This is a genomic window from Ralstonia pickettii (assembly GCF_001699815.1).
In the GTDB taxonomy this organism is placed as follows: domain Bacteria; phylum Pseudomonadota; class Gammaproteobacteria; order Burkholderiales; family Burkholderiaceae; genus Ralstonia; species Ralstonia thomasii.
In genome coordinates, this window is sequence record NZ_MCGB01000025.1 from 353,091 (window position 1) to 379,307 (window position 26,217).

General features: G+C 63.0%; 24 protein-coding genes and 1 tRNA gene. 21 read left to right on the top strand and 4 right to left on the bottom strand.

Annotated features, from left to right (window positions below):
• Window positions 1-241 precede the first annotated feature (241 nt).
• From ndk to BEK68_RS04880, 17 genes are all read left to right on the top strand, one after another.
• Window positions 242-667: a nucleoside-diphosphate kinase gene (ndk, locus tag BEK68_RS04800; RefSeq protein ID WP_004626298.1), complete on the top strand. Its 426-nt coding sequence runs from the start codon at window positions 242-244 to the stop codon at window positions 665-667.
• A 43-nt stretch (window positions 668-710) separates the two neighbouring features.
• Window positions 711-1,862 (top strand): 23S rRNA (adenine(2503)-C(2))-methyltransferase RlmN, encoded by a 1,152-nt coding sequence (rlmN, locus tag BEK68_RS04805; RefSeq protein WP_012435317.1) that lies wholly within the window; start codon window positions 711-713, stop codon window positions 1,860-1,862.
• A complete protein-coding gene (gene pilW, locus BEK68_RS04810) occupies window positions 1,859-2,656 on the top strand; it encodes a type IV pilus biogenesis/stability protein PilW (RefSeq protein WP_012435318.1) in 798 nt (265 codons plus the stop codon). The genes rlmN and pilW overlap by 4 nt, the downstream gene beginning before the upstream one ends.
• Window positions 2,649-3,731 (top strand): RodZ domain-containing protein, encoded by a 1,083-nt coding sequence (locus BEK68_RS04815; protein WP_012435319.1) that lies wholly within the window; start codon window positions 2,649-2,651, stop codon window positions 3,729-3,731. The genes pilW and BEK68_RS04815 overlap by 8 nt, the downstream gene beginning before the upstream one ends.
• 50 nt (window positions 3,732-3,781) lie before the next feature.
• On the top strand, window positions 3,782-5,068 hold the full coding sequence (gene ispG, locus BEK68_RS04820) for a flavodoxin-dependent (E)-4-hydroxy-3-methylbut-2-enyl-diphosphate synthase (RefSeq protein WP_004626306.1): 1,287 nt from the start codon (window positions 3,782-3,784) through the stop codon (window positions 5,066-5,068).
• A 97-nt stretch (window positions 5,069-5,165) separates the two neighbouring features.
• Complete coding sequence (gene hisS, locus BEK68_RS04825; protein WP_024542254.1) at window positions 5,166-6,488, top strand: histidine--tRNA ligase; 1,323 nt, start codon at window positions 5,166-5,168, stop codon at window positions 6,486-6,488.
• 66 nt (window positions 6,489-6,554) lie between these two features.
• Complete coding sequence (locus tag BEK68_RS04830; protein ID WP_004626309.1) at window positions 6,555-7,190, top strand: YfgM family protein; 636 nt, start codon at window positions 6,555-6,557, stop codon at window positions 7,188-7,190.
• 49 nt (window positions 7,191-7,239) lie between these two features.
• Window positions 7,240-8,418 carry an outer membrane protein assembly factor BamB gene (bamB, locus tag BEK68_RS04835; protein ID WP_004626311.1) on the top strand — a complete coding sequence of 393 codons (1,179 nt, stop codon included), beginning with the start codon at window positions 7,240-7,242 and terminating at the stop codon, window positions 8,416-8,418.
• Window positions 8,419-8,613: 195 nt separating this feature from the next.
• On the top strand, window positions 8,614-9,957 hold the full coding sequence (gene der, locus BEK68_RS04840; protein ID WP_004626313.1) for a ribosome biogenesis GTPase Der: 1,344 nt from the start codon (window positions 8,614-8,616) through the stop codon (window positions 9,955-9,957).
• 301 nt (window positions 9,958-10,258) lie between these two features.
• Entirely contained in the window at window positions 10,259-10,498 is a 240-nt protein-coding gene (hfq, locus tag BEK68_RS04845; protein WP_004626316.1) for an RNA chaperone Hfq, read from the top strand.
• 72 nt (window positions 10,499-10,570) lie between these two features.
• Complete coding sequence (hflX, locus tag BEK68_RS04850) at window positions 10,571-11,824, top strand: GTPase HflX (protein WP_012435321.1); 1,254 nt, start codon at window positions 10,571-10,573, stop codon at window positions 11,822-11,824.
• Window positions 11,825-11,879: 55 nt separating this feature from the next.
• Window positions 11,880-13,262: an FtsH protease activity modulator HflK gene (gene hflK, locus BEK68_RS04855; RefSeq protein WP_024542255.1), complete on the top strand. Its 1,383-nt coding sequence runs from the start codon at window positions 11,880-11,882 to the stop codon at window positions 13,260-13,262.
• A gap of 12 nt (window positions 13,263-13,274) precedes the next feature.
• Window positions 13,275-14,189 (top strand): protease modulator HflC, encoded by a 915-nt coding sequence (hflC, locus tag BEK68_RS04860; protein ID WP_012435323.1) that lies wholly within the window; start codon window positions 13,275-13,277, stop codon window positions 14,187-14,189.
• Window positions 14,190-14,265: 76 nt separating this feature from the next.
• Complete coding sequence (locus BEK68_RS04865) at window positions 14,266-14,466, top strand: DUF2065 domain-containing protein (RefSeq protein WP_004626323.1); 201 nt, start codon at window positions 14,266-14,268, stop codon at window positions 14,464-14,466.
• A 58-nt stretch (window positions 14,467-14,524) separates the two neighbouring features.
• Window positions 14,525-15,688, top strand: a complete 1,164-nt coding sequence (locus BEK68_RS04870) for an ATP phosphoribosyltransferase regulatory subunit (protein WP_012435324.1) — start codon at window positions 14,525-14,527, stop codon at window positions 15,686-15,688.
• Between the two features lie 95 nt (window positions 15,689-15,783).
• Window positions 15,784-17,124 (top strand): adenylosuccinate synthase, encoded by a 1,341-nt coding sequence (locus BEK68_RS04875; protein WP_004626326.1) that lies wholly within the window; start codon window positions 15,784-15,786, stop codon window positions 17,122-17,124.
• Between the two features lie 115 nt (window positions 17,125-17,239).
• Window positions 17,240-17,812, top strand: coding sequence for a phosphoribosyltransferase (locus tag BEK68_RS04880; protein WP_004626329.1), 573 nt, complete (start codon window positions 17,240-17,242; stop codon window positions 17,810-17,812).
• A gap of 370 nt (window positions 17,813-18,182) precedes the next feature.
• Here the strand turns inward: BEK68_RS04880 and BEK68_RS04885 are convergent.
• Window positions 18,183-18,267 (bottom strand) — tRNA-Leu (locus BEK68_RS04885).
• Window positions 18,268-18,337: 70 nt separating this feature from the next.
• Between BEK68_RS04885 and rnr the strand changes: the two genes are divergently transcribed.
• From rnr to BEK68_RS04900, 3 genes are read left to right on the top strand one after another with little or no spacing between them, the layout of a single operon-like run.
• Window positions 18,338-20,932, top strand: a complete 2,595-nt coding sequence (gene rnr / locus BEK68_RS04890) for a ribonuclease R (protein WP_012435325.1) — start codon at window positions 18,338-18,340, stop codon at window positions 20,930-20,932.
• A 39-nt stretch (window positions 20,933-20,971) separates the two neighbouring features.
• The gene (gene rlmB, locus BEK68_RS04895; RefSeq protein WP_004626332.1) at window positions 20,972-21,724 is read left to right on the top strand and encodes a 23S rRNA (guanosine(2251)-2'-O)-methyltransferase RlmB; all 753 of its coding nucleotides are present in this window, start codon (window positions 20,972-20,974) and stop codon (window positions 21,722-21,724) included.
• On the top strand, window positions 21,724-22,473 hold the full coding sequence (locus tag BEK68_RS04900; protein ID WP_012435326.1) for an SIR2 family NAD-dependent protein deacylase: 750 nt from the start codon (window positions 21,724-21,726) through the stop codon (window positions 22,471-22,473). Before rlmB ends, BEK68_RS04900 begins: the two co-directional genes overlap by 1 nt.
• Before the next feature lie 15 nt (window positions 22,474-22,488).
• Here BEK68_RS04900 and tal read toward each other — a convergent pair whose 3' ends face one another.
• Window positions 22,489-23,448, bottom strand: coding sequence for a transaldolase (gene tal, locus BEK68_RS04905; protein WP_004626336.1), 960 nt, complete (start codon window positions 23,446-23,448; stop codon window positions 22,489-22,491).
• A 149-nt stretch (window positions 23,449-23,597) separates the two neighbouring features.
• Between tal and rpiA the strand changes: the two genes are divergently transcribed.
• Window positions 23,598-24,284 (top strand): ribose-5-phosphate isomerase RpiA, encoded by a 687-nt coding sequence (gene rpiA / locus BEK68_RS04910; RefSeq protein WP_004626337.1) that lies wholly within the window; start codon window positions 23,598-23,600, stop codon window positions 24,282-24,284.
• A gap of 140 nt (window positions 24,285-24,424) precedes the next feature.
• Here rpiA and BEK68_RS04915 read toward each other — a convergent pair whose 3' ends face one another.
• Window positions 24,425-24,700, bottom strand: coding sequence for an oxidative damage protection protein (locus BEK68_RS04915; RefSeq protein ID WP_004626344.1), 276 nt, complete (start codon window positions 24,698-24,700; stop codon window positions 24,425-24,427).
• Window positions 24,701-24,807: 107 nt separating this feature from the next.
• Complete coding sequence (gene argA / locus BEK68_RS04920) at window positions 24,808-26,205, bottom strand: amino-acid N-acetyltransferase (protein WP_004626346.1); 1,398 nt, start codon at window positions 26,203-26,205, stop codon at window positions 24,808-24,810.
• Window positions 26,206-26,217 lie beyond the last annotated feature (12 nt).

Here is a 26,217-nt window from a genome sequence, read left to right on the forward strand (position 1 = left end):
CTGGTGGGCGATCGCGCCGGAAAATGCCCTTGACGGGTGATTTTTTGTGCTCTCGATAAGGGGATGCTAAGGCGTGTTCGTCGGGCCGACGAGCCCTGTAGTGAAACGTGACGATATCGTCTCCTGATGCGGCCGGCGTACGCGGCATCCGGTTGCACCGCTTGACATCCATCCGGTTCCCTCCCGTGTTAGAATCTAACGTTTATCTTTCACGTAACACCTTCATTTTTTGGAGTTTTTGATGGCGCTCGAACGCACTTTGTCGATTATCAAACCGGATGCCGTGGCCAAGAATGTCATCGGCCAGATCTACGCCCGCTTCGAAGGAGCCGGCCTGAAGATCGTCGCAGCCAAGATGATCCACCTGTCGCGCGCAGAAGCCGAGCAGTTCTACGCCGTGCACAAGGAGCGCCCGTTCTTCAAGGATCTGGTGGACTTCATGATCTCTGGCCCGGTGATGGTGCAGGCTCTGGAAGGCGAAAACGCAATCGCCAAGAACCGTGACCTGATGGGTGCTACCGACCCGAAGAAGGCTGAGAAGGGCACGATTCGCGCCGACTTCGCTGACAGCATCGACGCCAACGCCGTGCACGGTTCGGATGCTGCTGAAACGGCTGCCGTGGAAGTCGCCTTCTTCTTCCCGGGCCTGAACATTTACAGCCGCTAAGCGTCAACACTAGACTGGGATTGGTGGTTTCGGGTTGCAAGTCATGAGCGATGTGGTGAATCTCCTCGATTTCGACGCACAGGGTCTTCTCGCGTACTGCGAGAGCCTGGGTGAGAAGTCGTTCCGCGCCAAGCAATTGCAGCGCTGGATTCACCAGTCGGGTGCGTCCGAGTTTGGCGAGATGACGGATCTCGCCAAGTCGCTGCGCGAAAAGCTCGCGACCCGCGCCAACATCCAGGCGCCGGCGGTCATTTCCGATCACCTTTCGTCGGACGGCACACGCAAGTGGCTGGTCGACGTTGGGCAGGGCAATGCCGTCGAGACGGTCTACATCCCCGAAGAGACGCGCGGCACTCTATGTGTGTCGTCTCAGGCGGGGTGTGCCGTCAACTGCCGGTTCTGTTCGACCGGCAAGCAAGGTTTCTCGCGCAATCTCAGCACTGGCGAGATCATCGGCCAGCTCTGGATGGCCGAATTCGCCATGCGTAAGCAGCTTGGCCGTGGCCCCAAGGACGACCGCGTTATCACCAACGTGGTGATGATGGGCATGGGTGAGCCGCTGCTGAACTACGACGCTGTGGTGCCGGCTCTGGCTCTGATGCTTGACGACAACGCGTATGGCCTTTCGCGCCGGCGCGTAACGGTATCCACGTCCGGCGTGGTTCCGATGATGGACCGCCTTGCGCGGGATGTGCCGGTGGCGCTTGCTGTGTCGCTGCATGCGTCCAACGATGCGCTGCGCGACGTGCTCGTGCCGCTCAACAAGAAGTACCCGCTGGCCGAACTGATGGCTGCCTGCCGCCGCTATCTCGAGTTTGCCCCGCGTGATTTCATCACCTTTGAATACTGCATGCTCGACGGCGTCAACGACACCGTCGAGCATGCCCGTGAACTGCTGCGCGTCGTGGCCGACGTGCCGTGCAAGTTCAACCTGATCCCATTCAACCCGTTCCCGGAATCGGGCTTGAAGCGCTCGAACAATGAGCAGATCCGCCGCTTCTCGCAAGTGCTGCTGGATGCCGGCATCGTCACCACCATCCGCAAGACGCGGGGCGACGACATCGATGCGGCCTGCGGCCAGCTCGCTGGCGAGGTCAAGGACCGCACGCGCTTGGCCGAGCGCGGCAAGTTCGGCAAGATCGTCGAGATCCCCGTGGTCGGGGCCGACTCAACTCACCGCATGGGTACCGCATGAAGCGTTGGTCGACTGCTGTCAGTCTGGTCTTCACGCTGGCAGCCGCCGGGTGCGCGTTGTCGCCGCCGGTCCAGACACAGACACGAGAAGTTACAACAGTACCCGATCAAAAGGCCGACGCCGGTCGCCGGGCCGCGATCCGATTACAACTCGCGACGCAGTACCTGGAAGCCGGCCAGAATGCGACAGCGCTTGAGGAAATCAAGAACGCCATCGCGATCGACTCGAACGTGCCGAATGCGTATCACATCCGCGCGCTGGCTTACATGAACCTTGGTCAACGCGAACAGGCTGACGAGAGTTTCCGCAGCGCTCTGGCCGCGACACCACGAGACGGTGACCTGCTGAACAACTACGGCTGGTTCCTGTGCTCGCAAGGCGGCAAGCCAGATCAAGGCATGGCGATGCTGCGCCAAGCCATCGAGGCGCCGGCCGCCGGCAGCCCCGCCAAACCGTGGACGAACCTGGGCGTTTGCCAGATGCGTCAGGGCGATCTGGATGGCGCCGAGAAGAGCTTGACGCGCGCTACCTACATCGATGCAAACAATTCGCTGACCAACCTGACATTGGCGCAGCTGTACTACAAACGCCGCGAATATTCGCGTGCCATGCCGTTTATCGAGCGTGTGAATGGCCGCGGCAATCCGACGGCAGAAAGCCTGTGGCTGGGCGCTCGCATCGCGCGCCGCCTCGGCGACACTTCGCAGCAGAACGCATGGAGCGCGCAATTGCAGCGCCGCTTCCCCAATGCGCCCGAAGAGGCGGCATTCGAACGAGGAGCCTGGGATGACTGACCGCGAGGTGGCAAGCGCTGCCGATTTTTCTCATGGCGCGGCGCCTGTCTCGAATCCGCCTGCCGCCCCTTCGCCGGAGCGCGACGATGCGCTGCGCGAGATTGCCGAACGTCTGCGTGCCGGCCGTGAGCGTCAACGGCTGACTGTCGACGATCTGGCCACGCGCCTGAAAGTGGCCCCGGGCAAGTTGTTGGCGGTGGAATCGGCGGATGTCAGTGCGTTGCCTGACATGACGTTTACCAAGGGCCTCATGCGCGCCTATGCGCGCGCCCTGCAGGTCGATGTCGATGACCAGGTTGCGCGTTTGAACGCGCGTGCGCCGGTCACCAACATCGGCTTGCGTCCCGAGGGCGGGCTGGGTGAATCGTTTTCCGACAAGCCGAGTTTCGCCAAGCGTCGCGGCGGCAATGGCCGCTGGCTGATTGGTGCGCTGGTTGCGGTGATTGTGGCGGCCGGTGCGCTGGCCGGTATGGACCGTCTGAAGCAATGGTTCGCCACGCAAACGGCAGCCACGCAAAATACCGAATCCACCGCGAAGGAAACGCCGGCTGCGGAGCAAACCGCGCCCGCGCAAGTGGCTCCAGCAACTGAGCAGGCTCCGTCCGAAACGCCGGCCGCTTCGATGCCGACACCGCTGACGCCTGTTACACCGGCCGCTCCAGCATCGGGTGTGGTGACTGCGCCATTGGCGCCGCCGCCTACGCTGCCGCGTTCGGACAACGGTGCCGTTCCGGCGCCCGCCGTAGCGGCTGCGGGTGGCAAGCCGGCTGTCATCAACGTCGAGGCTCCGGTCGCTGCTCTGCCGACAGAAGCTGCCAAGCCGGCTGAATCGGGCGGCGGTTCGGTCTCGGTGCGCTTCTCCGGTTCGTCTTGGTACGAGATCAAGGACAAGACCGGCAAGACGCTCGCCAGTGGCATTTCCAAGGAAGGCGACGCGCGTGATCTGACCGGCACGCCGCCGTTCAAGGTCGTCTTCGGCAATGCAGGAGCCGTTGAATCGCTGGCCGTGGGTGGCGCGACCGTCGATCTGCAGAAGTACGCCCGCAATCGCGTGGCACGGGCCACGTTGCCCTGAACCGTTTTGTAATTGGCGCGGTGCCTGTAGGCAGCGCGCCCTGTCTGATCATGGAAATCTCCACGCCTCTCGATTGCGCTCCAGCCTTGGTGGGCCCGCTGCCGCGCCGGAACTCGCGCGCCGCGCAAATCCGCTGGGGTGATCGTGTCGTGCACGTCGGTGGCGACGCGCCGGTCTGCGTGCAATCGATGACGAATACCGACACTTCGGACGCCATCGGTACCGCAATCCAGGTAAAGGAGCTGGCGCGTGCCGGCTCTGAGTTGGTGCGCATCACAGTGGATACCCCGGCCGCCGCGGCCGCGGTGCCTGCCATCCGCGAGCAGCTCGACCGCATGGGTGTGGATGTGCCGCTTGTCGGCGATTTCCACTACAACGGCCACAAGCTGCTGCAGGACTATCCGGAGTGCGCGCAGGCGCTATCCAAGTACCGGATCAACCCCGGCAACGTCGGGCAGGGTGCCAAGCGCGACACGCAGTTCGCGCAGATGATCGAGATTGCTTGCCGCTATGACAAGCCGGTGCGTATCGGCGTGAACTGGGGCAGCCTCGATCAGGATCTGCTTGCGCGCATCATGGACGAGAACGCGCAACGTGCAACCCCCTGGGATGCCCGCGCCGTGATGGTCGAGGCGCTGATCACCTCCGCGATCCAGTCCGCGCAAAAGGCTGAAGAACTGGGCTTGCCAGGCAGCCAGATCATCCTGTCGTGCAAGGTGTCGGCGGTGCAGGATCTGATTGCTGTGTACCGCGAGTTGGCGCGTCGCTGCCATTACGCGCTGCACCTGGGCCTGACCGAGGCCGGCATGGGGAGCAAGGGTATCGTCGCTTCCACGGCGGCGTTGTCGGTGCTGCTGCAGGAAGGCATCGGCGACACGATCCGCATTTCGCTCACGCCGGAACCGGGTGCGCCGCGCGAGAAGGAAGTCATCGTCGCGCAAGAGATTCTGCAGACCATGGGCCTGCGCAATTTCACGCCCATGGTGATCGCGTGCCCGGGTTGCGGGCGCACGACCAGCACGGTGTTCCAGGAACTGGCGGCGCGCATCCAGTCGTATTTGCGCGAGCAGATGCCGGTGTGGAAGGAGCAGTACCCCGGCGTCGAAGAGATGAATGTGGCCGTGATGGGCTGCATCGTCAACGGCCCCGGAGAGAGCAAGCACGCCAATATCGGCATTTCGCTGCCAGGCACGGGCGAGTCGCCGGCGGCGCCGGTTTTCGTTGACGGCGTGAAGGTGAAAACACTGCGCGGCGAGCGCATCACAGAAGAATTCCAGGCGATCGTCGACGAGTACGTGCGGACGCATTACGGCGCACAGACTCCTGCGACGGTCTAAAGCGACATCAGGCTTCGGAAACCAAAGCCGAAGCACGAAACGACCGGCCGGCTCTGCATGAAGGTAGATGCGAGAAGTCGGCTTTCAACGTGACATCATGAGCGATACACAAAAACAACGCGTGCAGAAGATCGCTGGCGTCAAAGGCATGAACGACTTGCTGCCTGCTGATGCCCCGCTGTGGGAGCACTTTGATAACGCCGTGCGCAGCATGCTGCGCGCCTATGGCTACCAGCAGATCCGCACGCCGATCGTTGAGCAGACGCAACTGTTTGTGCGTGGCATCGGCGAGGTGACGGACATCGTCGAGAAGGAGATGTACACCTTCACCGATGCGTTGAACGGCGAACAACTGACCATGCGCCCCGAAGGCACCGCTGCCGCTGTGCGCGCCGTGATCGAGCACAACCTGCTGTACGACGGCCCGAAGCGCCTGTGGTACACCGGCCCGATGTTCCGCCACGAGCGTCCGCAGCGCGGCCGCTATCGCCAATTCCATCAGGTGGGTGTGGAAGCGCTGGGCTTTGCAGGCCCGGACATCGACGCTGAAGTCATCCTGATGTGCCAGCGCCTGTGGGACGACCTCGGCCTGGTCGGCCTGAAGCTGGAGCTGAACTCGCTCGGACAGGCGGAAGAGCGTGCCGCGCACCGTGCCGATCTCATCAAATATCTGGAAGGTTTCCAGGACGTTCTGGATGAGGACGGCAAACGCCGTCTGTACACCAACCCGCTGCGCGTGCTCGACACCAAGAACCCCGCGCTGCAGGACATGGCTGCCGGCGCGCCGAAGCTGCTCGACTACCTGGGCGACGAATCGCGCGCGCACTTTGAAGGCGTGCAGAAGCTGCTCAAGGCGAACAACATTCCGTTCATCATCAACCCGCGTCTGGTGCGCGGGCTAGATTACTACAACCTCACGGTCTTTGAGTGGACGACCGACAAGCTGGGCGCGCAAGGCACAGTGGCGGGGGGTGGCCGCTATGACCCGCTGATCGAGCAGATAGGCGGCAAGCCTGCCCCCGCATGCGGCTGGGCGATGGGCGTGGAGCGCATCATCGAATTGTTGCGTGAGGAAAAGCTGGAGCCTGAAGCGCAAGGCTGTGACGTCTACATCGTCCACCAGGGCGACGAGGCGCAGGTTCAGGCGCTGATCGCGGCAGAGCGACTGCGCGACGCCGGCCTCGACGTCATCCTTCACGCCTCGCCGGAAGGTCGTAACGGTAGCTTCAAGTCGCAGTTCAAGCGTGCTGACGCAAGTGGCGCATCCTATGCGGTTATCATTGGCGACGACGAAGTCACCCAAGGCGTCGCCCAGATCAAGCCGCTGCGGGGCGATCCGACCGCGGATGCCCAGCAGACCGTGCCGTCGGACCAACTGGTCGACCGCCTGATCGACGCCATGGTGGCCAATAACGACTAACAGCGGGCAGCTGACCTCGGCAGCGAACGACCGCGATTCACTCCCAATATTCAAGCTCTGCAAAGCATGGCCTACGATCTCGAAGAACAGGAACAAATTGAGAGCCTCAAGCACTGGTGGCGTGATAACGGCAACGTAGTCACATGGGTCGCCATCGTGGTGCTGCTGGCTGTGGCCGGTTGGTTTGGCTGGAAGAACTGGCAGCGCAAGCAGGCCGGCGAAGCGTCCGTGCTGTACGAGCAGGTACAGAAGGCCGTTGATGGCAAGGATGCTGAGAAGATCAAGCGCGCCGCCACTGACATGGAAGACAAGTTCGGCGGCACGGCTTACGCGCAGATGACCGCGCTGGCCGCAGCCAAGGCGCTGTACGAAGCCAACGATGTAGCCAGCGCCAAGGCGCAGCTGCAATGGACGGTTGATCATGCGCGCGACGACGAATACAAGGCGCTCGCCAAGCTGCGCCTGGCTGGCCTTCTGCTCGATGAGAAAGCCTACGATCAGGGCATCGCGCTAGTCTCCGGCGACGTTGCGCCGGCGTTCGCCGGGCTCTACGCCGATCGTCGCGGCGATCTGCTGGCCGCGCAGAACAAGAACGAAGACGCCCGCGCTGCCTACAAGCTGGCGTTGGAAAAGTTCGGTCCGGCTGACGCTTCGGCGCGCCAGATCGTGCAGTTCAAGCTGGATGCCCTGGGCGGCGCCTGATTGGCGCACCCTCGTGCAGTTCAACGCATAACAAAAGGATCCCGATTTCATGATTCACGCACTTGAGCAGGGTGGTGTCGCGCGCGGTATTGCACAGGCGGCGCGCGTGGCAGTGCTGGCACTGGCAGCGACGGCTGTCCTTGGCGGTTGCTCGCTGTTCAGCAGCAAGAACAAGCATGAGCCGGCCAAGCTGATGGAAGTTCAGCAAGTGCTGGCCGTGCGTCAGGTGTGGAGCGTCAGCGTCGGCAAGAGCGGCCGCTATGTGATGCAGCCGGCTGTGGCGGGCAACAACGTCTACGTGTCGGCCGCCGGCGGTACTGTGACCGCCCTGGATGGCGCGACCGGCCGCACGGTCTGGCAAGGCAAGGCGGACGTGGACCTGACCACTGGCCCTGGCAGCGACGGCTCGCTGACCGTCGTGGCGGGTGAGAAGGGCGCGGTCATCGCTTTCGACGAGAAGGGCACGCAGAAGTGGAAAGTCGCCGTCAACGGTGAAGTCCTGACGGCGCCGCTGGTTGGCCAGGGATTGGTGATCGTCCGCACGACGGATGGCCGCGTCCTGGGTCTGGACCCAAGCAATGGCGAACGCAAGTGGATCTATCAGCGTTCTCCCTCGGCGCTGAACCTGCGCAGCAGTCTGCCGATGATTTTTGCCGGCGATAACATCATCCTGGGTTTTGCCGGTGGCAAGCTGGGCGCGCTGTCGGCCAGCAATGGCGCGCTGCGCTGGGAAGCTGCCGTGTCGTATCCGCGTGGCGTATCGGAAATCGAGCGGCTGAACGATGTGACCGGTGCGCCGTCGGTCAACGGTTCGCAAGTCTGTGCAGCCAGTTTCCAAGGTCGCGTGGCGTGTTTTGATATGAGCACTGGCGCCCCGCGCTGGGGTCGTGATTTCTCGTCGCCGACCGGCGTGACGCAAGATGATGGCGGGTTGTTCGCCGCTGACGAGAAGTCGGTTGTCTATGGCTTTAACGCACAAAACGGTGCCGACCTCTGGAAAAACGACGCGCTGCTATGGCGCGACCTCGGTACGCCGCTGGCGTTTGGCCGTGCGGTCATCGTGGGCGATTCCGAAGGTTGGCTGCATTTCCTGTCGCGCGATGATGGCAAGTTCGTCGCGCGCGTGAAAACCGACGGCAGCGCCATTGGCGCAGCACCTGTGGTGGTCGGCCAGACACTCGTCGTCCAAACCCGCGGCGGCGGTGTCTACGGCTATCTGCCGAAGTAACATTCGCGGCCGCGGCCCGAGTGGTCTGCGGCGGCACACGCATCACATCGGGGCGGCTGCGCCGCCTTGAACTTGCGCCCGCGTACTCCGCGGGCGTCTTGCATCTGCGTCATCAGGCATTCAGCCGTGCAGATGCCAACCGCAGTTGCAGCAACCAGAATTTGCCGTGGCGCCATTCGCGTACGGCACACAAGCATGAAACCAGTCATTGCCCTTGTAGGGCGGCCGAATGTCGGCAAATCGACCCTCTTCAATCGTCTGACCCGCTCGCGTGACGCGTTGGTCGCGGATATTCCTGGCCTGACGCGCGATCGCCACTACGGCGAAGGCCGCGTGGGCGACCGTCCGTTCATCGCCATCGATACCGGCGGCTTCGAACCCGTTGCCAAGGAAGGCATCGTGGCTGAGATGGCCAAGCAGACGCGCCAGGCCGTGGTTGAAGCCGATGTCGTGATCTTCATCGTCGATGGACGCCTGGGACTGGCGCCGCAGGATCGCGTGATCGCCGATTACCTGCGCAAAACCGGGCGCCGCATCCTCCTCGCCGTCAACAAGGCCGAGGGCATGCGCTACACCGCCGTCGCCAGCGATTTCTACGAGCTTGGTCTGGGCGATCCGGCTGCCATTTCGGCCGCGCACGGCGACGGAGTCAATGATTTGGTGGCGGAGGCGCTCGACCTGGCATTTGCCGAGCGCCCCGAGCTTGCCGAGGCAGCCGACGCGCACGACCACGGTACCCGTATCGCCATCGTTGGCCGTCCGAACGTGGGCAAGTCGACGCTGGTGAACGCGCTGATCGGCGAAGAGCGCGTGATTGCGTTCGATATGCCCGGCACCACGCGCGACGCCATCTACGTGGATTTCGAACGTAACGGCAAGCCTTACACGCTTATCGATACGGCAGGCTTGCGCAAGCGCGGCAAGGTGTTTGAAGCAATCGAGAAGTTCTCGGTGGTGAAGACGCTGCAGTCGATTGCCGACGCCAACGTGGTTGTGCTGATCCTCGATGCGCAGCAGGACATTTCTGATCAGGACGCGCATATCGCCGGCTTCATCGTCGAATCCGGCCGCGCGCTGGTAATCGGTGTGAACAAGTGGGATGGCCTGACCGGGCATGCCCGCGATCGCATCAAGCACGATATGGAGCGCAAGCTGCAGTTCCTGTCGTTTGCCAACGTGCATTACATCTCCGCCAAGGAACGTACGGGCATTGGTGCGCTGATGAAGTCCGTGGACGCCGCTTATGCTGCCGCCATGGTCAAGCTGCCGACGCCCAAGCTCACGCGTGTGCTGATGGAGGCGGTCGAGTATCAGCAGCCGCGACGCGCAGGCGTTTCACGCCCTAAGCTGCGCTACGCGCACCAGGGCGGTTCCAACCCGCCGATCGTGGTGATTCACGGCAATGCATTGTCGAATATTCCTGAAACCTATCGCCGCTTCCTGGAAGGGCGTTTCCGCGAGGCCTTCCAACTGAAGGGCACACCGCTGCGGATCGAATTTCGTACGAACAAAAACCCGTACGCCCAATCGAACGATTGAGCAGCGCGCGGGCGGTGCTCGTCGGCAGGGGCGTGTGACGCGGGGGCATTCGAACGGGGGATCACCAAAAAGGCCGAGCCAATTCATATGGCGGGGTCATCGGTTTTCCGTTTGCTTTCCCTGATTTCTAAGGCTAAATTCTCGAGACATGGCGCTTGGTGTCTGCAAACCCCAGGCGCCATTGGCGTCATTTGGACGCGTCTGGCCGACTCTTTTGACGAACTTTTTTTGCGTCGCCTGCTTGAACCCGGGCTTCCTAGCCCCATAACCCATCACTAAACCTATAAATCTGGAGTGTGCCATGAGCAACAAAGGGCAATTGCTACAAGACCCGTTTCTGAATGCGCTGCGTAAGGAGCATGTGCCGGTGTCGATCTACCTCGTCAACGGTATCAAGCTGCAAGGCAACATCGAGTCGTTCGACCAGTACGTCGTGCTCCTGCGTAATACCGTGACGCAGATGGTGTACAAGCACGCAATCTCCACCGTGGTGCCGGCCCGTGCCGTGAATTTCCGTGTGGACGAAGCGCCTGACGCCTGATTCTGCCTCGCTCCCGCCGCCGTCCGCGCGGCGGGACGCACCCACCCCGTTTCTCCCTTCTCCATTCCCCGTTTGGCATCCCATCCCACCTCCAGCTCGGAGCCGACACGCGCTATTTTGGTCGCAGTCGATTTCGGCAAACATGATTTCCAGGAAAGTCTGAGTGAACTGGCGCTACTGGCCTCGACCGCCGGCTCTGAACCGCTGCGCGCGGTTACCGGTAAGCGCACCAGGCCCGATGCGGCGCTGTTCATCGGTGCTGGCAAGGCGGAAGAAGTGAAGATCGCCGCAGACGAGGAGGATGCGGAGATCGTCATCTTCAACCACGCGCTGAGTCCCGCTCAGCAGCGTAACCTCGAGCGCTTTTTCGGGCGCCACGTAGTCGACCGGACTGGCCTCATCCTTGACATCTTCAGCCAGCGCGCGCAGAGCCACGTGGGCAAGGTGCAGGTAGAACTTGCTCGCGTGCGGTACCAGGCGGCCCGTCTGGTCCGGGCGTGGAGCCACTTGGAACGCCAGAAGGGCGGCGTCGGCCTGCGCGGCGGCCCGGGCGAGCGTCAGCTCGAACTGGACCGCCGGATGCTGGACGAACGCGCCAAGCGTCTGTCGTCCGAGTTGGACAAACTCCAGCGTCAGCACGACACCCAGCGCCGTTCACGCAGCCGCAACGACGCGTTTTCCGTCTCCCTGGTCGGCTATACCAACGCCGGCAAATCGACGCTGTTCAATGCGCTGACCAAGGCACGCGCGTACGCTGCCAACCAGTTGTTCGCCACGCTGGATACGACCTCTCGCCGTTTGTACCTGGAAGGGCTGGGCAATGTGGTGCTGTCGGACACGGTCGGTTTCATCCGCGATTTGCCGACGCAACTGGTGGCCGCATTCCGTGCCACGCTGGAAGAAACCGTGCACGCCGACGTGCTGCTGCATGTGGTGGACGCCGCCAGCACAGTCAAGCACGAGCAGATGGAGCAGGTCGATCGCGTGCTGGACGAAATCAATGCCAGCGGCATCCCCCAAATTCTGGTGATGAACAAGATCGACGCGGCTGAGGAGCTGCGCGCGGCTGGCCCGCGCATCGAGCGAGACGAAACCGGCGCTGTGCGGCGCGTGTTCGTTTCCGCCATAGAAGGGACCGGGCTCGATCTGTTGCGCGAAGCGCTGGTCGAGACTGCGATCCGCCTGCGTGAGCACCCCGCGTCGCATGGCGGCGATTTCGATCCGCGCTTCGACACCCGACGTGATTCGCCGCCGGCCCACCGTGACGAACTGTCGCAAAGCTTGCCGAGCAGCGGTTCTTCCGCCAAAGGTGACGAAGAGGGCTGATAGAATGGCCCGCTACTTCTTCGCAGTCAGACAATCAGGACAAGCCCGACCGCTCATGCCCGAGATTTCGACCCAGTCTTCTTCCATGGCCTCGCCGCGTCCGGCGCGAGGTTTGTGGCACCGCTTGCGTGTGCTGCTTTCGCTGAACGATCCGCGCTGGGGTCGCGGCGATGACAACAACAACGCCGAGCGCGAAGGCAACAAAGACGAACCAAAGCGTCAAAGCAAACCGCCTCAGGATGGCCCCCCCGACCTTGACGAGTTGTGGCGCGACTTCAATCGCCGCCTGAACAACCTGTTCGGCCGCAAGGACAGCGGTAACGGTAGCGACGGCCCCACGCCGCTGCGTCCCGGTAACGGCCGTGGCGGCTCGGGCCTGGGCATCGGCGTGCTGCTGGCGGTGCTCGTTGGCCTGTGGCTAGCCAGCGGTTTCTTTATCGTGCAGGAAGGCCAGACGGGCGTGATCCTGCAGTTCGGCCGTTTCAAGTACCTGGCAACGCCGGGTATTAACTGGCGTCTGCCGTATCCGGTCGAATCGCACGAAATCGTGAACCTGTCGGGTGTGCGCACGCTTGAAATCGGTCGGACTACCCAGATCAAGGACACGAACCTGAAAGATTCCTCGATGCTCACGCAGGACGAGAACATCGTCGACGTGCGCTTCTCGGTCCAGTACAACATTGCCAATCCCGTCGACTACCTGTTCTACAACCGTACGGACCGTGGCGGCGATGAAGAACTGGTGACGCAGGCGGCCGAGACGTCGGTGCGCGAGATCGTCGGTCGCAACAAGATGGATGCGGTTCTGTACGAAGGTCGTGATGCTGTGGGCCGTAATCTCGCGGAATCGATTCAACGCATCTTGTCGGCGTACAAGACCGGGATTCGAATCCTCAGCGTGAACGTGCAGAGCGTGCAGCCGCCCGAGCAGGTGCAGGCCGCGTTCGATGACGTGACCAAGGCTGGCCAGGACCGCGAGCGTGCCATTTCTGAAGGTCAGGCTTACGCCAATGACGTGGTGCCGCGCGCCAAGGGCACGGCCGCGCGTCTGGGCGAAGAGGCCCAAGGCTACAAGGCACGCGTCACTGCGCGTGCGGAAGGTGATGCGGCGCGCTTTGCGTCGGTGCAACGTGAGTACGCGAAAGCGCCGCAGGTCACGCGCGACCGTATCTATCTGGAAACCATGCAAGACATTTACGCCAATTCGACGAAAGTCTTGGTCGACCAGAGCAATGGCAGCCTCTTGTATTTGCCGCTGGACAAGCTGATCGCGCAAACGCAGGGCGACACATCGCGCCCGGCTCCCGCGCCGGGTGCTTCTGCGCAGGACAGCGGTTCTGCGCAGGGCGTGCCCACTCCCTCCAATCCGTCACCGGCCAATGACGCAGATTCGCGCTCGCGCGAAGCGCTGCGCAACCGTGACCGCGATTCGCGCTAACAGGAGGGCACTATGAATCGTCTGATTTCTGCCTTCGTGGCGCTGGTCATTGCCCTGGCGGTGTTCTCGTCGGTGGTGTTCGTGGTGGATCAGCGGCAGTACGCCGTGGTATTCGCCTTTGGGGAGATCAAGCAGGTCATCAAGGAGCCGGGGCTGCATTTCAAGCTTCCGCCCCCGCTGCAGAACGTGGTGTTCATGGATAAGCGCCTGCAGACCATCGATGTGGCCGGCGCCGATCGTTTCATTACGGCAGAGAAAAAGAACCTGCTGGTCGACTGGTTCGTGAAGTGGCGCGTGTCCGATCCGCGTCTGTTCTACGTGAGCTTCAAGGGCGATAGCCGCCTTGCGCAGGACAGCATGACGCAGAAGATCAACTCCATCGCCCGAGATGAGTTTGCGCGCCGCACTGTTTCCGACGTGGTATCGACGGATCGCGAAGCTGTGATGCAGAGCATCCTCAAGGGCGTACAGGAGTACGGCAAGTCGGTCGGCGTGGACATCATCGACGTGCGCCTGAAGCGGGTGGATCTGCTGGCCAGCGTGACCGAATCGGTCTACCGTCGCATGGAAGCCGAGCGCAAGCGCGTGGCCAACGAGCTGCGTTCGACGGGGGCTGCTGAGGGCGAAAAAATCCGCGCCGATGCCGACCGTCAGCGCGAAGTCGTCCTGGCCGATGCCTACCGAGATGCGCAGAAGATCAAGGGGGAAGGCGATGCCCGCGCCGCTGACATTTATGCCGAGGCGTTTGGCCGTGATCCGCAGTTCGCCGCATTCTGGCGCTCCATGGAGGCGTATCGCGCATCGTTCCGAGATCGGAAGGACGTGATGGTGCTGCAGCCGAACAACGATTTCTTCAAATACATGCGCAGCCCGAACGGCGGCAGCTCGTCAGCAGCGCCGGCTGCCCAGACGGGGCGACATCGCTAGTACAATGCTTCGCTGATTATTTGAGGCGGACAGACCCCGGCTTGCCGGGGTTTTGTTCGTTTGCCAACCGCATCCCATGGAAGAGTCACTCCCCAACGTTTTGCTCGCAGCGTGCGCGCTGGTGCTCGTATTCGAGGGCATCTTGCCGTTCGTGGCGCCCCACGCCTGGCGACGCGCGTTCCAGACGCTGACTGATCTGCCCGACGAAAAGCTTCGCATGGTCGGCCTTGTGTCGATGGCGATCGGGCTGATCCTCCTGCGGTTGCTGCATCGCTAGCGCACTTCCTGCCTTTTTACGAATTTCTGCCGTACCAAGACTCCAGAGCGAGACCGCCATGCCGACCAATTGGTTGCTGCCTGAATCCATTGCTGACGTGCTGCCTTCCGAGGCACGCAAGATTGAAGAGTTGCGTCGCCGCATGCTCGACCTGTTCCGCACCTACGGCTACGAACTGGTCATGCCGCCGATGCTGGAATACATCGAGTCGCTGCTCTCGGGCACCGGCCATGATCTGGACCTGAAGACATTCAAGCTGGTCGATCAGCTCTCGGGCCGCACCATCGGCCTGCGCGCGGACATTACGCCGCAAGTCGCCCGCATCGACGCCCACTTGCTGAATCGTGCTGGCGTGACGCGTCTGTGCTACGCGGGTTCGGTGTTGCATACGCGCCCAAGCGGATTCCACGTCACGCGCGAGCCGCTGCAGATCGGTGCCGAAATCTATGGCCATGCCGGTCTGGAGGCCGATCTGGAAATCCAGGAGCTGATGCTCGCCGCGCTGTCGGCCGCTGGTTTGGCAGATGTGCGCCTGGACCTCTGCCACGTTGGCGTGGTGGCGGCGCTGCTGGAGCAATCGCCGATCGCCGCCCGCATTCAGGACGACCTCTTCACAGCGCTCGCCGCCAAGGATGTGCCCGCTCTGCGCGCCATCACGGTCGATCTGCCGCCGGCGCAGCGCGATGCCATCAATCTGCTGCCGGCACTGTACGGCGGTGTGGATGTGCTCGCTCGTGCGCGCAAGCAGTTGCCCGCGCTGCCAGCCATTGGCCGTGCGCTCGACGACTTGGCTACGCTGGCAGAGCGTGCAGGCGGTGCGACCGTTAACATCGACCTCGCCGATTTGCGTGGCTACCATTACCACAGTGGTGTGATGTTTACTGCCTATGTGGCCGGCGTACCGAATGCCGTGGCGCGTGGCGGCCGGTATGACAAGGTCGGAGAGGCTTTCGGCCGCGCGCGTCCTGCGACCGGTTTTTCGCTGGACCTGCGTGAGGTCGCCGGGATTTCGCCGGTGGAAGCGCGGGCCGCTGCCATTCACGCGCCCTGGTCGGGGGACGCCAAACTGCGCGAGGCGATTGCCGCGCTGCGCGCTGCGGGCGAAATCGTGATCCAGTCGCTGCCGGGCCACCCGGAAGACCTGGAGGAATTCGCCTACGACCGGCAACTCGTCGAAGAGAGCGGCCGCTGGATCGTCAAGCCGCGCAACGCTTCGATCTGAGGCTGTTGCATAACGTTGTGTAAATACCCCGTAATTTCAGGGAAGCCCCTGGCAACAAGGGTAGAATACGTTTTTAACCCATCTGCAAATTCAACATGTCCGCACCAGCAGTGAGCCAAGGACGCAATGTCGTCGTCATCGGCACCCAATGGGGTGACGAAGGTAAAGGGAAAATCGTCGATTGGCTGACCGATCATGCGCAAGGCGTGGTTCGTTTCCAGGGCGGACATAACGCAGGCCATACCCTCATCATCGGCGGTAAGAAGACGATTCTGCGTCTGATCCCGTCGGGCATCATGCGTGACGGCGTCGCGTGTTACATCGGCAACGGTGTTGTGCTGTCGCCTGAGGCGCTGTTCAAGGAAATCGACGAGCTTGAATCCGCCGGTGTGCAGGTGCAGAACCGACTGCGCATTTCGGAAGCGACCAACCTGATCCTGCCGTACCACGTGGCCATCGACAAGGCGCGCGAAGCCAAGCGCGGCGCCGCCAAGATCGGCACCACCGGTCGCGGTATCGGCCCGGCGTACGAAGACAAGGTGGCCCGCCGCGGGCTGCGCGTGCAGGACCTGTTCGACCCGGCTTACTTTGCCGAGCGTCTGCGCGAGAACCTGGATTTCCACAACTTTGTTCTGACGCAGTACCTGAATCATCCGGCGCTGGACTTCCAGCAAACGCTGGACGAGATGCTGTCCTACGCCGGCCGCCTCGCCCCGATGGTGACGGACGTGTCGGCTGAACTGTTCGCTGCCAACGCCGCCGGTAAGAACCTGATGTTCGAGGGCGCGCAAGGTACGCTGCTCGATATCGACCACGGCACCTATCCGTTCGTCACGTCGAGCAACTGCGTGGCGGGTAATGCCGCCGCGGGCGCGGGTGTCGGCCCGGGCCAACTGCATTACATCCTTGGCATCACCAAGGCGTATTGCACGCGCGTGGGTTCCGGCCCGTTCCCGAGCGAACTGTATGACGCGGACAACCCCGCGCGCCAAGATCCGATTGGCGTGCGTCTGGCCAATGTCGGCAAGGAATTCGGCTCGGTCACCGGCCGGCCGCGCCGCACGGGCTGGTTGGATGCTGCCGCGCTGCGCCGAGCGATCCAGATCAACGGTGTGTCGGGCCTGTGCATGACCAAGCTCGATGTGCTGGATGGCCTGGAAACCCTCAAGCTGTGCGTTGGCTACATGCTCGATGGCAAGCAAATTGACATCTTGCCGCGTGGCTCCGATGCCGTGGCGCGTTGCCAGCCGATCTACGAAGAATTCCCGGGTTGGAACACCTCGACCTTCGGTTTGAAGGAGTGGGATGCGCTGCCCCAGACCGCTCAGGCTTACCTGAAGCGCGTCGAAGAAGTGGCCGGTATTCCGATTGCCATGATTTCGACCGGTCCTGACCGGGACGAGACCATCCTGCTGCGTCATCCCTACAAGGACTGACGCGCAGCTCCCAGATTCGCCCGGTGATTTGCCGGGCGAATTTGCATGGAGCCCGTTTTCAACAGAACACGATAGCGGCAACTCACGCCGTATTGACGATACGAAGAGGTACACCATGAACCAGCCGATCAACGACGACTCGCACCTGTGGGTGTCCTGGGACGACTACCACGGCCTGATCGAGCGCTTGGCGCTCGTCGTGCACGAGTCGGGCTGGAAGTTCGACAAGATTCTGTGCCTGGCGCGCGGCGGCTTGCGTGTTGGCGATCAGCTTTCGCGCATCTACGATCTGCCGTTGGCCATCCTGGCGACCAGCAGCTATCGCGAAGCCGCCGGCACGCAGCAAGGCGATCTCGACATCGCGCAATACATCACTATGACGCGTGGCGAGCTGTCCGGCCGCGTGCTGCTGGTGGACGATCTGGTGGATTCGGGGGTCACGCTGGAGCGTGTCGGGCGTCACCTGAAAGAGCGTTATCCGGCCGTGACCGACGTGCGTACCGCTGTGCTGTGGCACAAGGGGTGCTCGAAGATCAAGCCCGACTATGCCGTTCAGTTTCTGCCGACCAACCCCTGGATCCATCAACCATTCGAGGAATACGATACGCTGCGTCCCCACAATCTGGCGGCGTGGATCAAGCGCGGCAAGTCGCGCCCGGCTGGCAACGGTGAGGCGCCGGGGGTTTGAGGCGTTGGTCGATTGCGTCGAGGCGCGATGGAGTGGCGTGTGCGGCTTGCGTCGTGCGTGCCACTTCGGTAACCTGATGTCACGGGCGCAGCGTTGGCCCGAAACCCGCGTACGGATTGGCTTTGCAGGAGTTGTCCAATGCGAGCTGCGCGGTTGATCGAAGCGTGGTGTGTCTTTTGTGGACGCATTGGCTTCGAGCCCACCCAGCGTTGGGGCAGGTGAGGCCAGTGATCCTGGTTCGGCCCTGGCGCGATAGCCAAGACACAATGCACGTCGCCCTTAGCGGAATGTCGCGTCAGCTACTGAACAACAACAATCCGGCCGCGGAAAAGAAAAACGGCGCAACTTGCGTTGCGCCGTTCCTAAACTCTGGTGCCCAGGAGAGGACTCGAACCTCCACGGAGTTACCCGCTAGTACCTGAAACTAGTGCGTCTACCAATTCCGCCACCTGGGCAGGTGTGCGTGTACCGAAGCTGTAATTATTACGGGATCCTGCGATCCTGTCAACACTCTAGAAGAAAAAATTGAATCAACCGACTTATCCGATCCCGAGCCGCGAGGAAATCCTCGGTGTGCTGCGCACGTCGGGGTCTCCGCTGTCTGCCACCGATATTGCCAAGGCGCTGTCGGTCACGCGCAAGGAGCATGACGGCTTTATCAAGCGTCTGACCGCCATGGAGCGGGACGGTCAGATCGAACTCAACCGCAAGGGGCACTACGAACTGGCGCACCAGCCCAATTTCATCGAAGGCCGGGTAATTGGCCATCGCGATGGCTTCGGCTTTTTCGTACGCGATGACGGCGAGCCCGATATCTTCCTGCCCGAACGAGAGATGCAGAAGGCCATGCACGGCGACCGCGCCCTGGTGCGCACCGTCGGCTACGATCGACGCGGGCGTTCGGAAGGGCAGATCGTCGAGATCCTGCAGCGGGCCAACAAGCGCGTCATCGGCCGGTTGCTTTCTGAAAGCGGCACGCTGGTCGTGGCGCCCGAAGACAAGCGGCTCGGCCGCGACATCCTGATCGCGCCCAAGGGCCAGGGCAAGGCCAAGGTCGGTCAGGTGGTGAGCGTTGAGATCCTGGAGTATCCGGATCGCTACGTGCAGCCGATTGGCCGCGTGGTCGAAGTGCTGGGTGAGATTGATGACCCTGGCATGGAGATCGAAATTGCCGTGCGCAAGTACGGCGTGCCGCACGAGTTTTCTGAGCCGACGCAACGCGAGGCGGAAGCGCTGTCCGACGTGGTGCGCGATGCCGATCTGGCTGGCCGCATAGACTTGCGCGATGTGTCGCTCGTCACCATCGACGGAGAAGATGCGCGCGACTTCGATGATGCTGTCTATGCAGAGCCGGTCAAGATCGGTCGCACCAAGGGCTGGCGCCTGATTGTGGCGATTGCCGACGTGTCGCATTACGTGCGGCCGGGGCATCCGCTGGATGCAGACGCCATTGATCGCGCGACTTCGGTCTATTTCCCGCGCCGCGTGATCCCGATGCTGCCGGAGAAGCTCTCCAACGGCTTGTGCTCTCTGAATCCGGAGGTGGACCGCCTGTGCATGGTCTGCGATGCGGTGATCACGGCCAAGGGCGAGATCAAGGCCTATCAGTTCTATCCGGCGGTGATGCACTCGAAGGCGCGCCTGACCTACAACGAGGTCTGGGCCATCCTGTCAAACGTAAAGGGTCCGGAAGCGGCCAAGCGGGCGCCGCTGGTGCCGCATCTGCAAGACCTGTACGAGCTGTATCAGACGCTGCTCAAGGCACGCCGCGAGCGTGGCGCGATCGACTTCGACACCACCGAGACGTACATCGTCTGCAACGCCCAGGGCAAGATCGAGCAGATCCTGCCGCGCACCCGAAACGATGCACACAGGCTGATCGAGGAGTGCATGCTGACGGCCAACGTCTGCGCGGCCGAGATGCTGGAGAAGTACAAGCACCCGGCGCTGTACCGTGTCCATGCAGGTCCGACTGAGGAAAAGCTGCAGGCTCTGCGCGCCTTCCTGAAAACCAGCGGCTTGACGCTGGGCGGTGGCGACAAGCCGCAGGCCGCCGATTACGCCGAACTCATGGAAAAGGTGGCCGCCCGTCCTGACGCACCGATGCTGCAGACCATGTTGCTGCGCTCGATGCAGCAGGCGGTCTACAGCCCGGACAACATCGGTCACTTCGGTCTGGCGTATCCCGCGTATGCGCACTTCACGAGCCCGATCCGCCGCTATCCGGACCTGCTGGTGCATCGCTCCATCAAGGCGATTCTGCATCGCACGCGTTATGTGCCGGCGCTGGCACCGGGCGTGCTGTTGAACAGCGCGCTATCGCCCAAGGCGCGTCGTCTGCAGGCCGAAGCTGAGAAAGGCGTGCCGGCTGCGGTTGTCAACAAGGCGAAGGTCGAAGCGATCTGGCATGAGCTGGGCGTGCATTGCTCGGCCAACGAGCGTCGCGCCGACGAAGCCTCGCGCGACGTCGAGGCGTGGCTCAAGTGCTACTTCATGCGCGACAAGCTCGGCAACGAGTTCTCGGGCACCGTCAGCGCCGTCACCTCGTTCGGCATCTTCGTGCAGCTCGACGAGTTGTACGTGGAAGGTCTGGTACACGTGACTGAGCTGGGCAGCGATTACTTCCAATACGACGAAGCGCGCAACGAGCTGCGCGGCGAGCGCACGGGCATCCGTTATCGCCTGACCGACCGCGTGCGCGTGCAGTTGCTGCGCGTCGATCTGGATGCCCGGAAGATGGATTTCCGCCTGATCCAGGAGCCGTCGACCAAGGCGCTGCGCCCGGCCAAGGTGACCGGCGCGCCCGAAGCCTCGGTGGCGCGTCAGCCTGCCGGGGCGACGCCGGCGCCGCCGGTTGGCCGCAAGAAGCCGCGCCAGTTGGCCGCATTGTTGGGCGGTACGGCCAAGCCGGAGGAGTCGTTCGACGAGACGCTCGATCGCGTCATCGAAGAGCAGCCGGTGTTCGAGCCGGGTAGCCGTGCACTGCCCCCGGGCCATGCCCACGCAAAGCCTGCGCGCAAGAAGCAGACGGCGCGTGGCACCAAGCCCAAGGGTGGCGCCAAGACCGCTGCGCCGCGCAAGGTGGCAGGCAAGGCCCCGCGCAAGACCAAGGGGCGTTAAAGCGGCCGGGGAGCGAGGGCGGGCGGGTACAATCGCGCCATGTCTAAATCCAAGCTCCTCATCGGCTTTCATGCCGTCACCGCCCGACTGCGCCACGGCGCCAAGTCGATCGACGAAATCTACTTCGAGGCCAACCGCCGCGACCGCCGCATGCAGGATTTCCTGAAAGCGGCGGAAGCAGCGGGCGTGCGCCTCATTCCCGCTGACGCCGACCGTCTGCGCGGCATTGCCGGTACCGACCGCCACCAGGGCGTGGTTGCCAAGGCAGAGTCGCTGTCGTTGGCGCTCAATCTTGATGAACTGCTCGACGGCATCGAAGGCACGCCGCTGCTGCTGGTGCTCGACGGTGTGACGGACCCGCACAACCTCGGCGCTTGCCTGCGCGTGGCCGATGCTGCCGGCGCGCATGCCGTGATCGCGCCGAAGGACCGCAGCGTTGGGATCAACACGACGGTCGCCAAGGTCGCCAGCGGCGCGGCTGAAACCGTCCCGTATATCACCGTGACCAACCTGGCGCGCACGCTGCGTGAATTGCAGGAGCGCGGCGTGTGGGTGATCGGCACGGCTGACGAGGCCGAACAGGATCTCTACCAGGCAGACTTCAAGGGCCCCACCGCCATCGTGATGGGCGCCGAAGGCGAAGGCATGCGCCGCCTCACGCGTGAAACGTGCGACGCGCTGGTCAGCATTCCGATGGCCGGCAGCGTTGAAAGCCTGAACGTGTCGGTAGCCAGCGGGGTTTGCCTGTTTGAGGCTGTGCGCCAACGCGCAGCGGCACCTGCCAGGAAGTAATGAGCATCGAACCCTCGGTCGCATCCGATGCGGCCGCATTGGCCCAGGCCCGCGCCTGGGTCGAGGCCGCCCAGCACGTCATGGTGCTCACGGGCGCGGGCGTCTCGGCCGAATCCGGTGTCCCTACGTTTCGTGATGCCCTGACTGGCTTGTGGTCGCGCTTCAACCCGGAAGACATGGCGACCGAGGCCGCGTACCGCAAGCACCCCCGCATGGTGTGGGACTGGTATCAGGAGCGCCGCGAGCGTGTGCTGCAGGTGCAGCCGAATCCGGCCCATCTTGCAATTGCCGCGCTAGCCAAGCGCAAGGCGGTGACGCTCGTCACGCAGAACGTCGACGGTTTGCATCAGCGCGCCGGCAGCGAAGGGGTGATCGAGCTGCACGGCAACCTGTTTGCCAACAAGTGGTTGGGTGGCTGCGGCAAATGCGATATCGCCACCGCCGAGCCGGGCAGGCCGCCGCGTTGTGCGACGTGTGGCGCGATGCTGCGCCCGGGCGTGGTGTGGTTTGGCGAGCAACTGCCGCTGGTCGCGAACTACCGTGCTGAAGAGGCGGCCAATACGTGCGACGTTTGTCTGGTAGTTGGCACATCCGGCATGGTATATCCGGCCGCTGGCTTGCCGGGGCTGGCGAAGGACCATGGCGCCAAGGTGATCGTCGTGAATCCGGAGCCAAGCGCCCTGGATGCAACGGCGGACCTCGTGATCCACCAGCCGGCGGGCGTGTGCCTGCCCGCCATGCTGGGATAAGACCCGGCTTTCTTCTTACGCCGCTGCGCGCAGCGGCTCAATCAACGCTTCCAACTTGATCGCGTCCGCTGCAAACAGGCGGATGCCTTCGGCCAGCTTTTCGGTGGCCATGGCGTCCGCGTTCATGTGCCAGCGGAACGATTTCTCGTCAGCCGGCAGGCGCACGATATTGGCCGCGTTGGCGTTGTCCGGAGACAGCTTGCGCTCGACCGGCGCGTCGGACTGCTGCAGTTGGGCGAGCAGATCCGGGCTGATGGTCAGGAGGTCGCAGCCAGCCAGTTCGACGATCTGCGAGATATTGCGGAAGCTCGCGCCCATCACTTCGGTCGGGTAGTCGAACTTCTTGTAGTAGTTGTAGATGCGCAGAACGGACTGCACGCCGGGGTCGTTCGGGCCGCCTTGGGCGATCGGGTCCCAGTTGGCGCCGGCATCCTTTTTGTACCAGTCGTAGATGCGGCCGACGAAGGGCGAGATGAGCTGCACGCCTGCTTCCGCGCACGCCACGGCCTGGGCCAGCGAGAACAGCAGCGTCATGTTGCAGCGGATGCCTTCGGCACGAAGCTGATCTGCTGCGCGGATGCCTTCCCACGTCGACGCAATCTTGATCAGCACGCGCTCGCGCGCCACGCCGCGCGCTTCGTACAGCGCAATCAGATGCTTCGCCTTGGCGACCGTCGCCTCGGTGTCAAACGACAGGCGAGCATCGACTTCGGTGGACACTCGGCCCGGGATGATCGACAGGATCTCGCAGCCGAATGCCACGAGCACGGCATCGATGATGTCTTCCACGCTGTCGCTGCGAGCGTCGCGCACGGCCTGTTCGAGCAGCGGGCGGTATTCGGCTTTCTGCACAGCCTTGAGGATCAGCGACGGATTGGTCGTTGCATCGTGCGGCGCGTAGGCGCGCATGGCCTGGAAATCGCCCGTGTCGGCGACGACGGTGGTGAACTGCTTGAGTTGATCGAGCTGAGTCATGAAGCGAGTCCGAAGTACGTTCCTGCGTTGCGCTGGAGGTGGAAGGATGAATCGATTGTACTCCGCAGGTCTCGCTCCGCCAGACGGCCGAGAGCTGTCGTGTTGATCCGGTACACTAGCGGGCTTTCCGATCCGACCGAGTGTTTGCGATGACGCAGGATGAACTGAAGGCGCTGGTGGCACAAGCCGCCGCAGACTACGTATTGGCCAACGTGCCCGAGGGCGCCGTGCTGGGTGTCGGCACCGGCTCGACGGCCAACCTGTTCATCGACGCGATGGCGCCGCACAAGGCACGCTTCGCCGGTGCGGTGTCCAGCTCCGAGGCTTCGACGCGCCGCCTACAGGGCCACGGCTTTACGGTGCTCGATCTGAACGAAGTCGACGCCATCCCCGTCTACGTGGACGGCGCTGACGAGATCGACGCCTCGGGCGCCATGATCAAGGGCGGCGGCGGTGCGCTCACGCGCGAAAAGATCGTTGCCTCGGTCGCCAGCGTGTTTGTCTGCATCGCCGATGGAAGCAAGCTTGTCGAGACGATGGGTGCCTTCCCGCTGCCGGTGGAAGTGGTGCCCATGGCACGTGCGGCCGTGGCGCGCCAACTGGCTGCGCTGGGCGGTCAGCCGCGCCTGCGCATGACCAAGGAAGGCCAGATCTACAAGACCGATAACGGCAACGTGATCATCGATGTGGTGGGCCTGCGCATTGCCGATCCGAAGGGCCTGGAATCGGTGGTCAACGAGATTCCGGGCGTGGTGACGGTCGGCCTGTTTGCCAAGCGCGGCGCCAATGTGCTGCTGCTGGGGACCGAAGCGGGCGTGCAGCGTCGCGATTTCTGATCGCTGTTTGCGCATTGTCGAAAAGCTGCTCATGCAAATGGGCAGTTTTTTTTGCGCCCGTTGCGGCACGTTCAATGGCGTTGCCCAAACAAAAAGCCGTTCAGTTTGCGCTGAACGGCTTTGTTGTTGATGGCGGCAGATCAGGCCGAGGGCGGCGGCACGTAGCCGGCGGCTTCATCTGCACCATCGCCAAAGAAGTACTTCTCGGTCTGCTTGAGCAGGTACTGGCGTGCGCGCGAATCGGCCATGTTCAGGCGGTTTTCGTTGATCAGCATGGTCTGGTGCTTGAGCCAGCCGGCCCATGCTTCCTTCGAGACGCTTTGCCAGAGTTTCTTGCCCAGTTCGCCGGGCAGGGGCGGGAAGTCGAGACCTTCGGCTTCCTTGTTGAGCTTGACGCAGTGGACCATGCGGGCCATGGGGGTTCCTCTTGTGTGGCGGAAGCGCCGCTCAAGCGCGACGCAGGTGCCGCTATTGTAAAGGTCGCGCGCCGCCGGGCTTGGATTCCACGACGCACGCCAAGGGTTTAGAGCTTCTTCATCAGCACCATCGAGCGCCGCTGCCAGTTGTACAGCTTGCGGCGGTCTTCCGGCAGATCGTCCACGCTGGCACGTACGAAGCCGCGCTTGAGGAACCAGTGTTCCGTCCGCGTGGTGAGCACAAACAGGCGCTTGAGGCCCAGCGCTCGGGCGCGCACTTCGGTGTGCTTGAGCAGGCGTTCGCCGTCGCCGGTGCCTTGGCTGTCGGGGGAGACGATTAGGCAAGCCATTTCGGCCATGCCGTCCTTCGGGTACGGATACAGCGCCACGCAGCCAAAGATGATGCCGTCGTGCTCGATGACCGAGAAGTTGGCGATGTCGCGCTCCAGCAGCCGGCGTTCGCGCGGCACCAGCGTGCCGTCAGCTTCGAGCGGTTCGATGAGCGAGACGATGCCGCCCACGTCATCCAGCGTGGCATCGCGCAGGTATTCCAGATCGGTGTGCGACACCATGGTGCCCACGCCGTCGTGCAGGAACAGCTCCAGCAGGATGCTGCCGTCCAGCGCGAACGGAATGACATGTGCACGGCGCACGCCACCACGCATCGCCTTGACGATGTGCTGCAGGTAGTACGCCGTGTCGTGCGACAGGCTGCCGTCGCGCAGGCGTTCGATGGCCGTTTCCATCGACAGATCCTGTTGCAGCTTGCCCACGCGGTCCATGATGCCGGGCAGCTCCGTGATGAAGATGAGCTTGTCGGCCTTGAGCGCCGTGGCGGTGTTGGCGGCCACGTCTTCCATCGAAAGGTTGAACGCCTGGCCCGTGGGCGAGAAGCCCAGCGGCGAGAGCAGCACGATCTTGCGGTTGGACAGTGAGTGCTGGATCGATTCCGCGTCGATCTTGCGCACCAGCCCCGTGTGCTGGAAGTCCACGCCGTTGACGATGCCCACCGGCCGCGCCGTTACGAAGTTGCCGGATACGACCGACATGCGCGCGCCTGCCATCGGCGTGTTGGGCAGGCCCTGGCTGAAGGCGGCTTCGATATCCAGGCGCAGTTCGCCGGAGGCTTCCTTGGCGGATTCCAGCGCAGCGCCGTCCGTCACGCGTACGCCATCCACGAACGTGGTTTTCACGTTGCGCAGGGCGAGCTGTTCTTCCACCTGCGGGCGCGAGCCATGCACCAGCACGATGCGCATGCCCATGGCGTGCAACAGGGCGACATCGTTGACGAGCGCGCCCAGCATGCCGGCCTGGACCAATTCGCCGCCAAAGCCGATCACGAAGGTTTTGTCGCGGAAGGAATGGATGTACGGCGCCACCTCGCGCAGCCAGTCCACGAACTGCTGCTGTTCGGGCGTGGGCGGGATCGGAGCGATATCGACGGGGGCGGGCGTGTGCGCCACCAGGGAAACGCCGGGGGCAGGGGCGGAGGAACGAGCGGTCACGGGCGGAGGAGG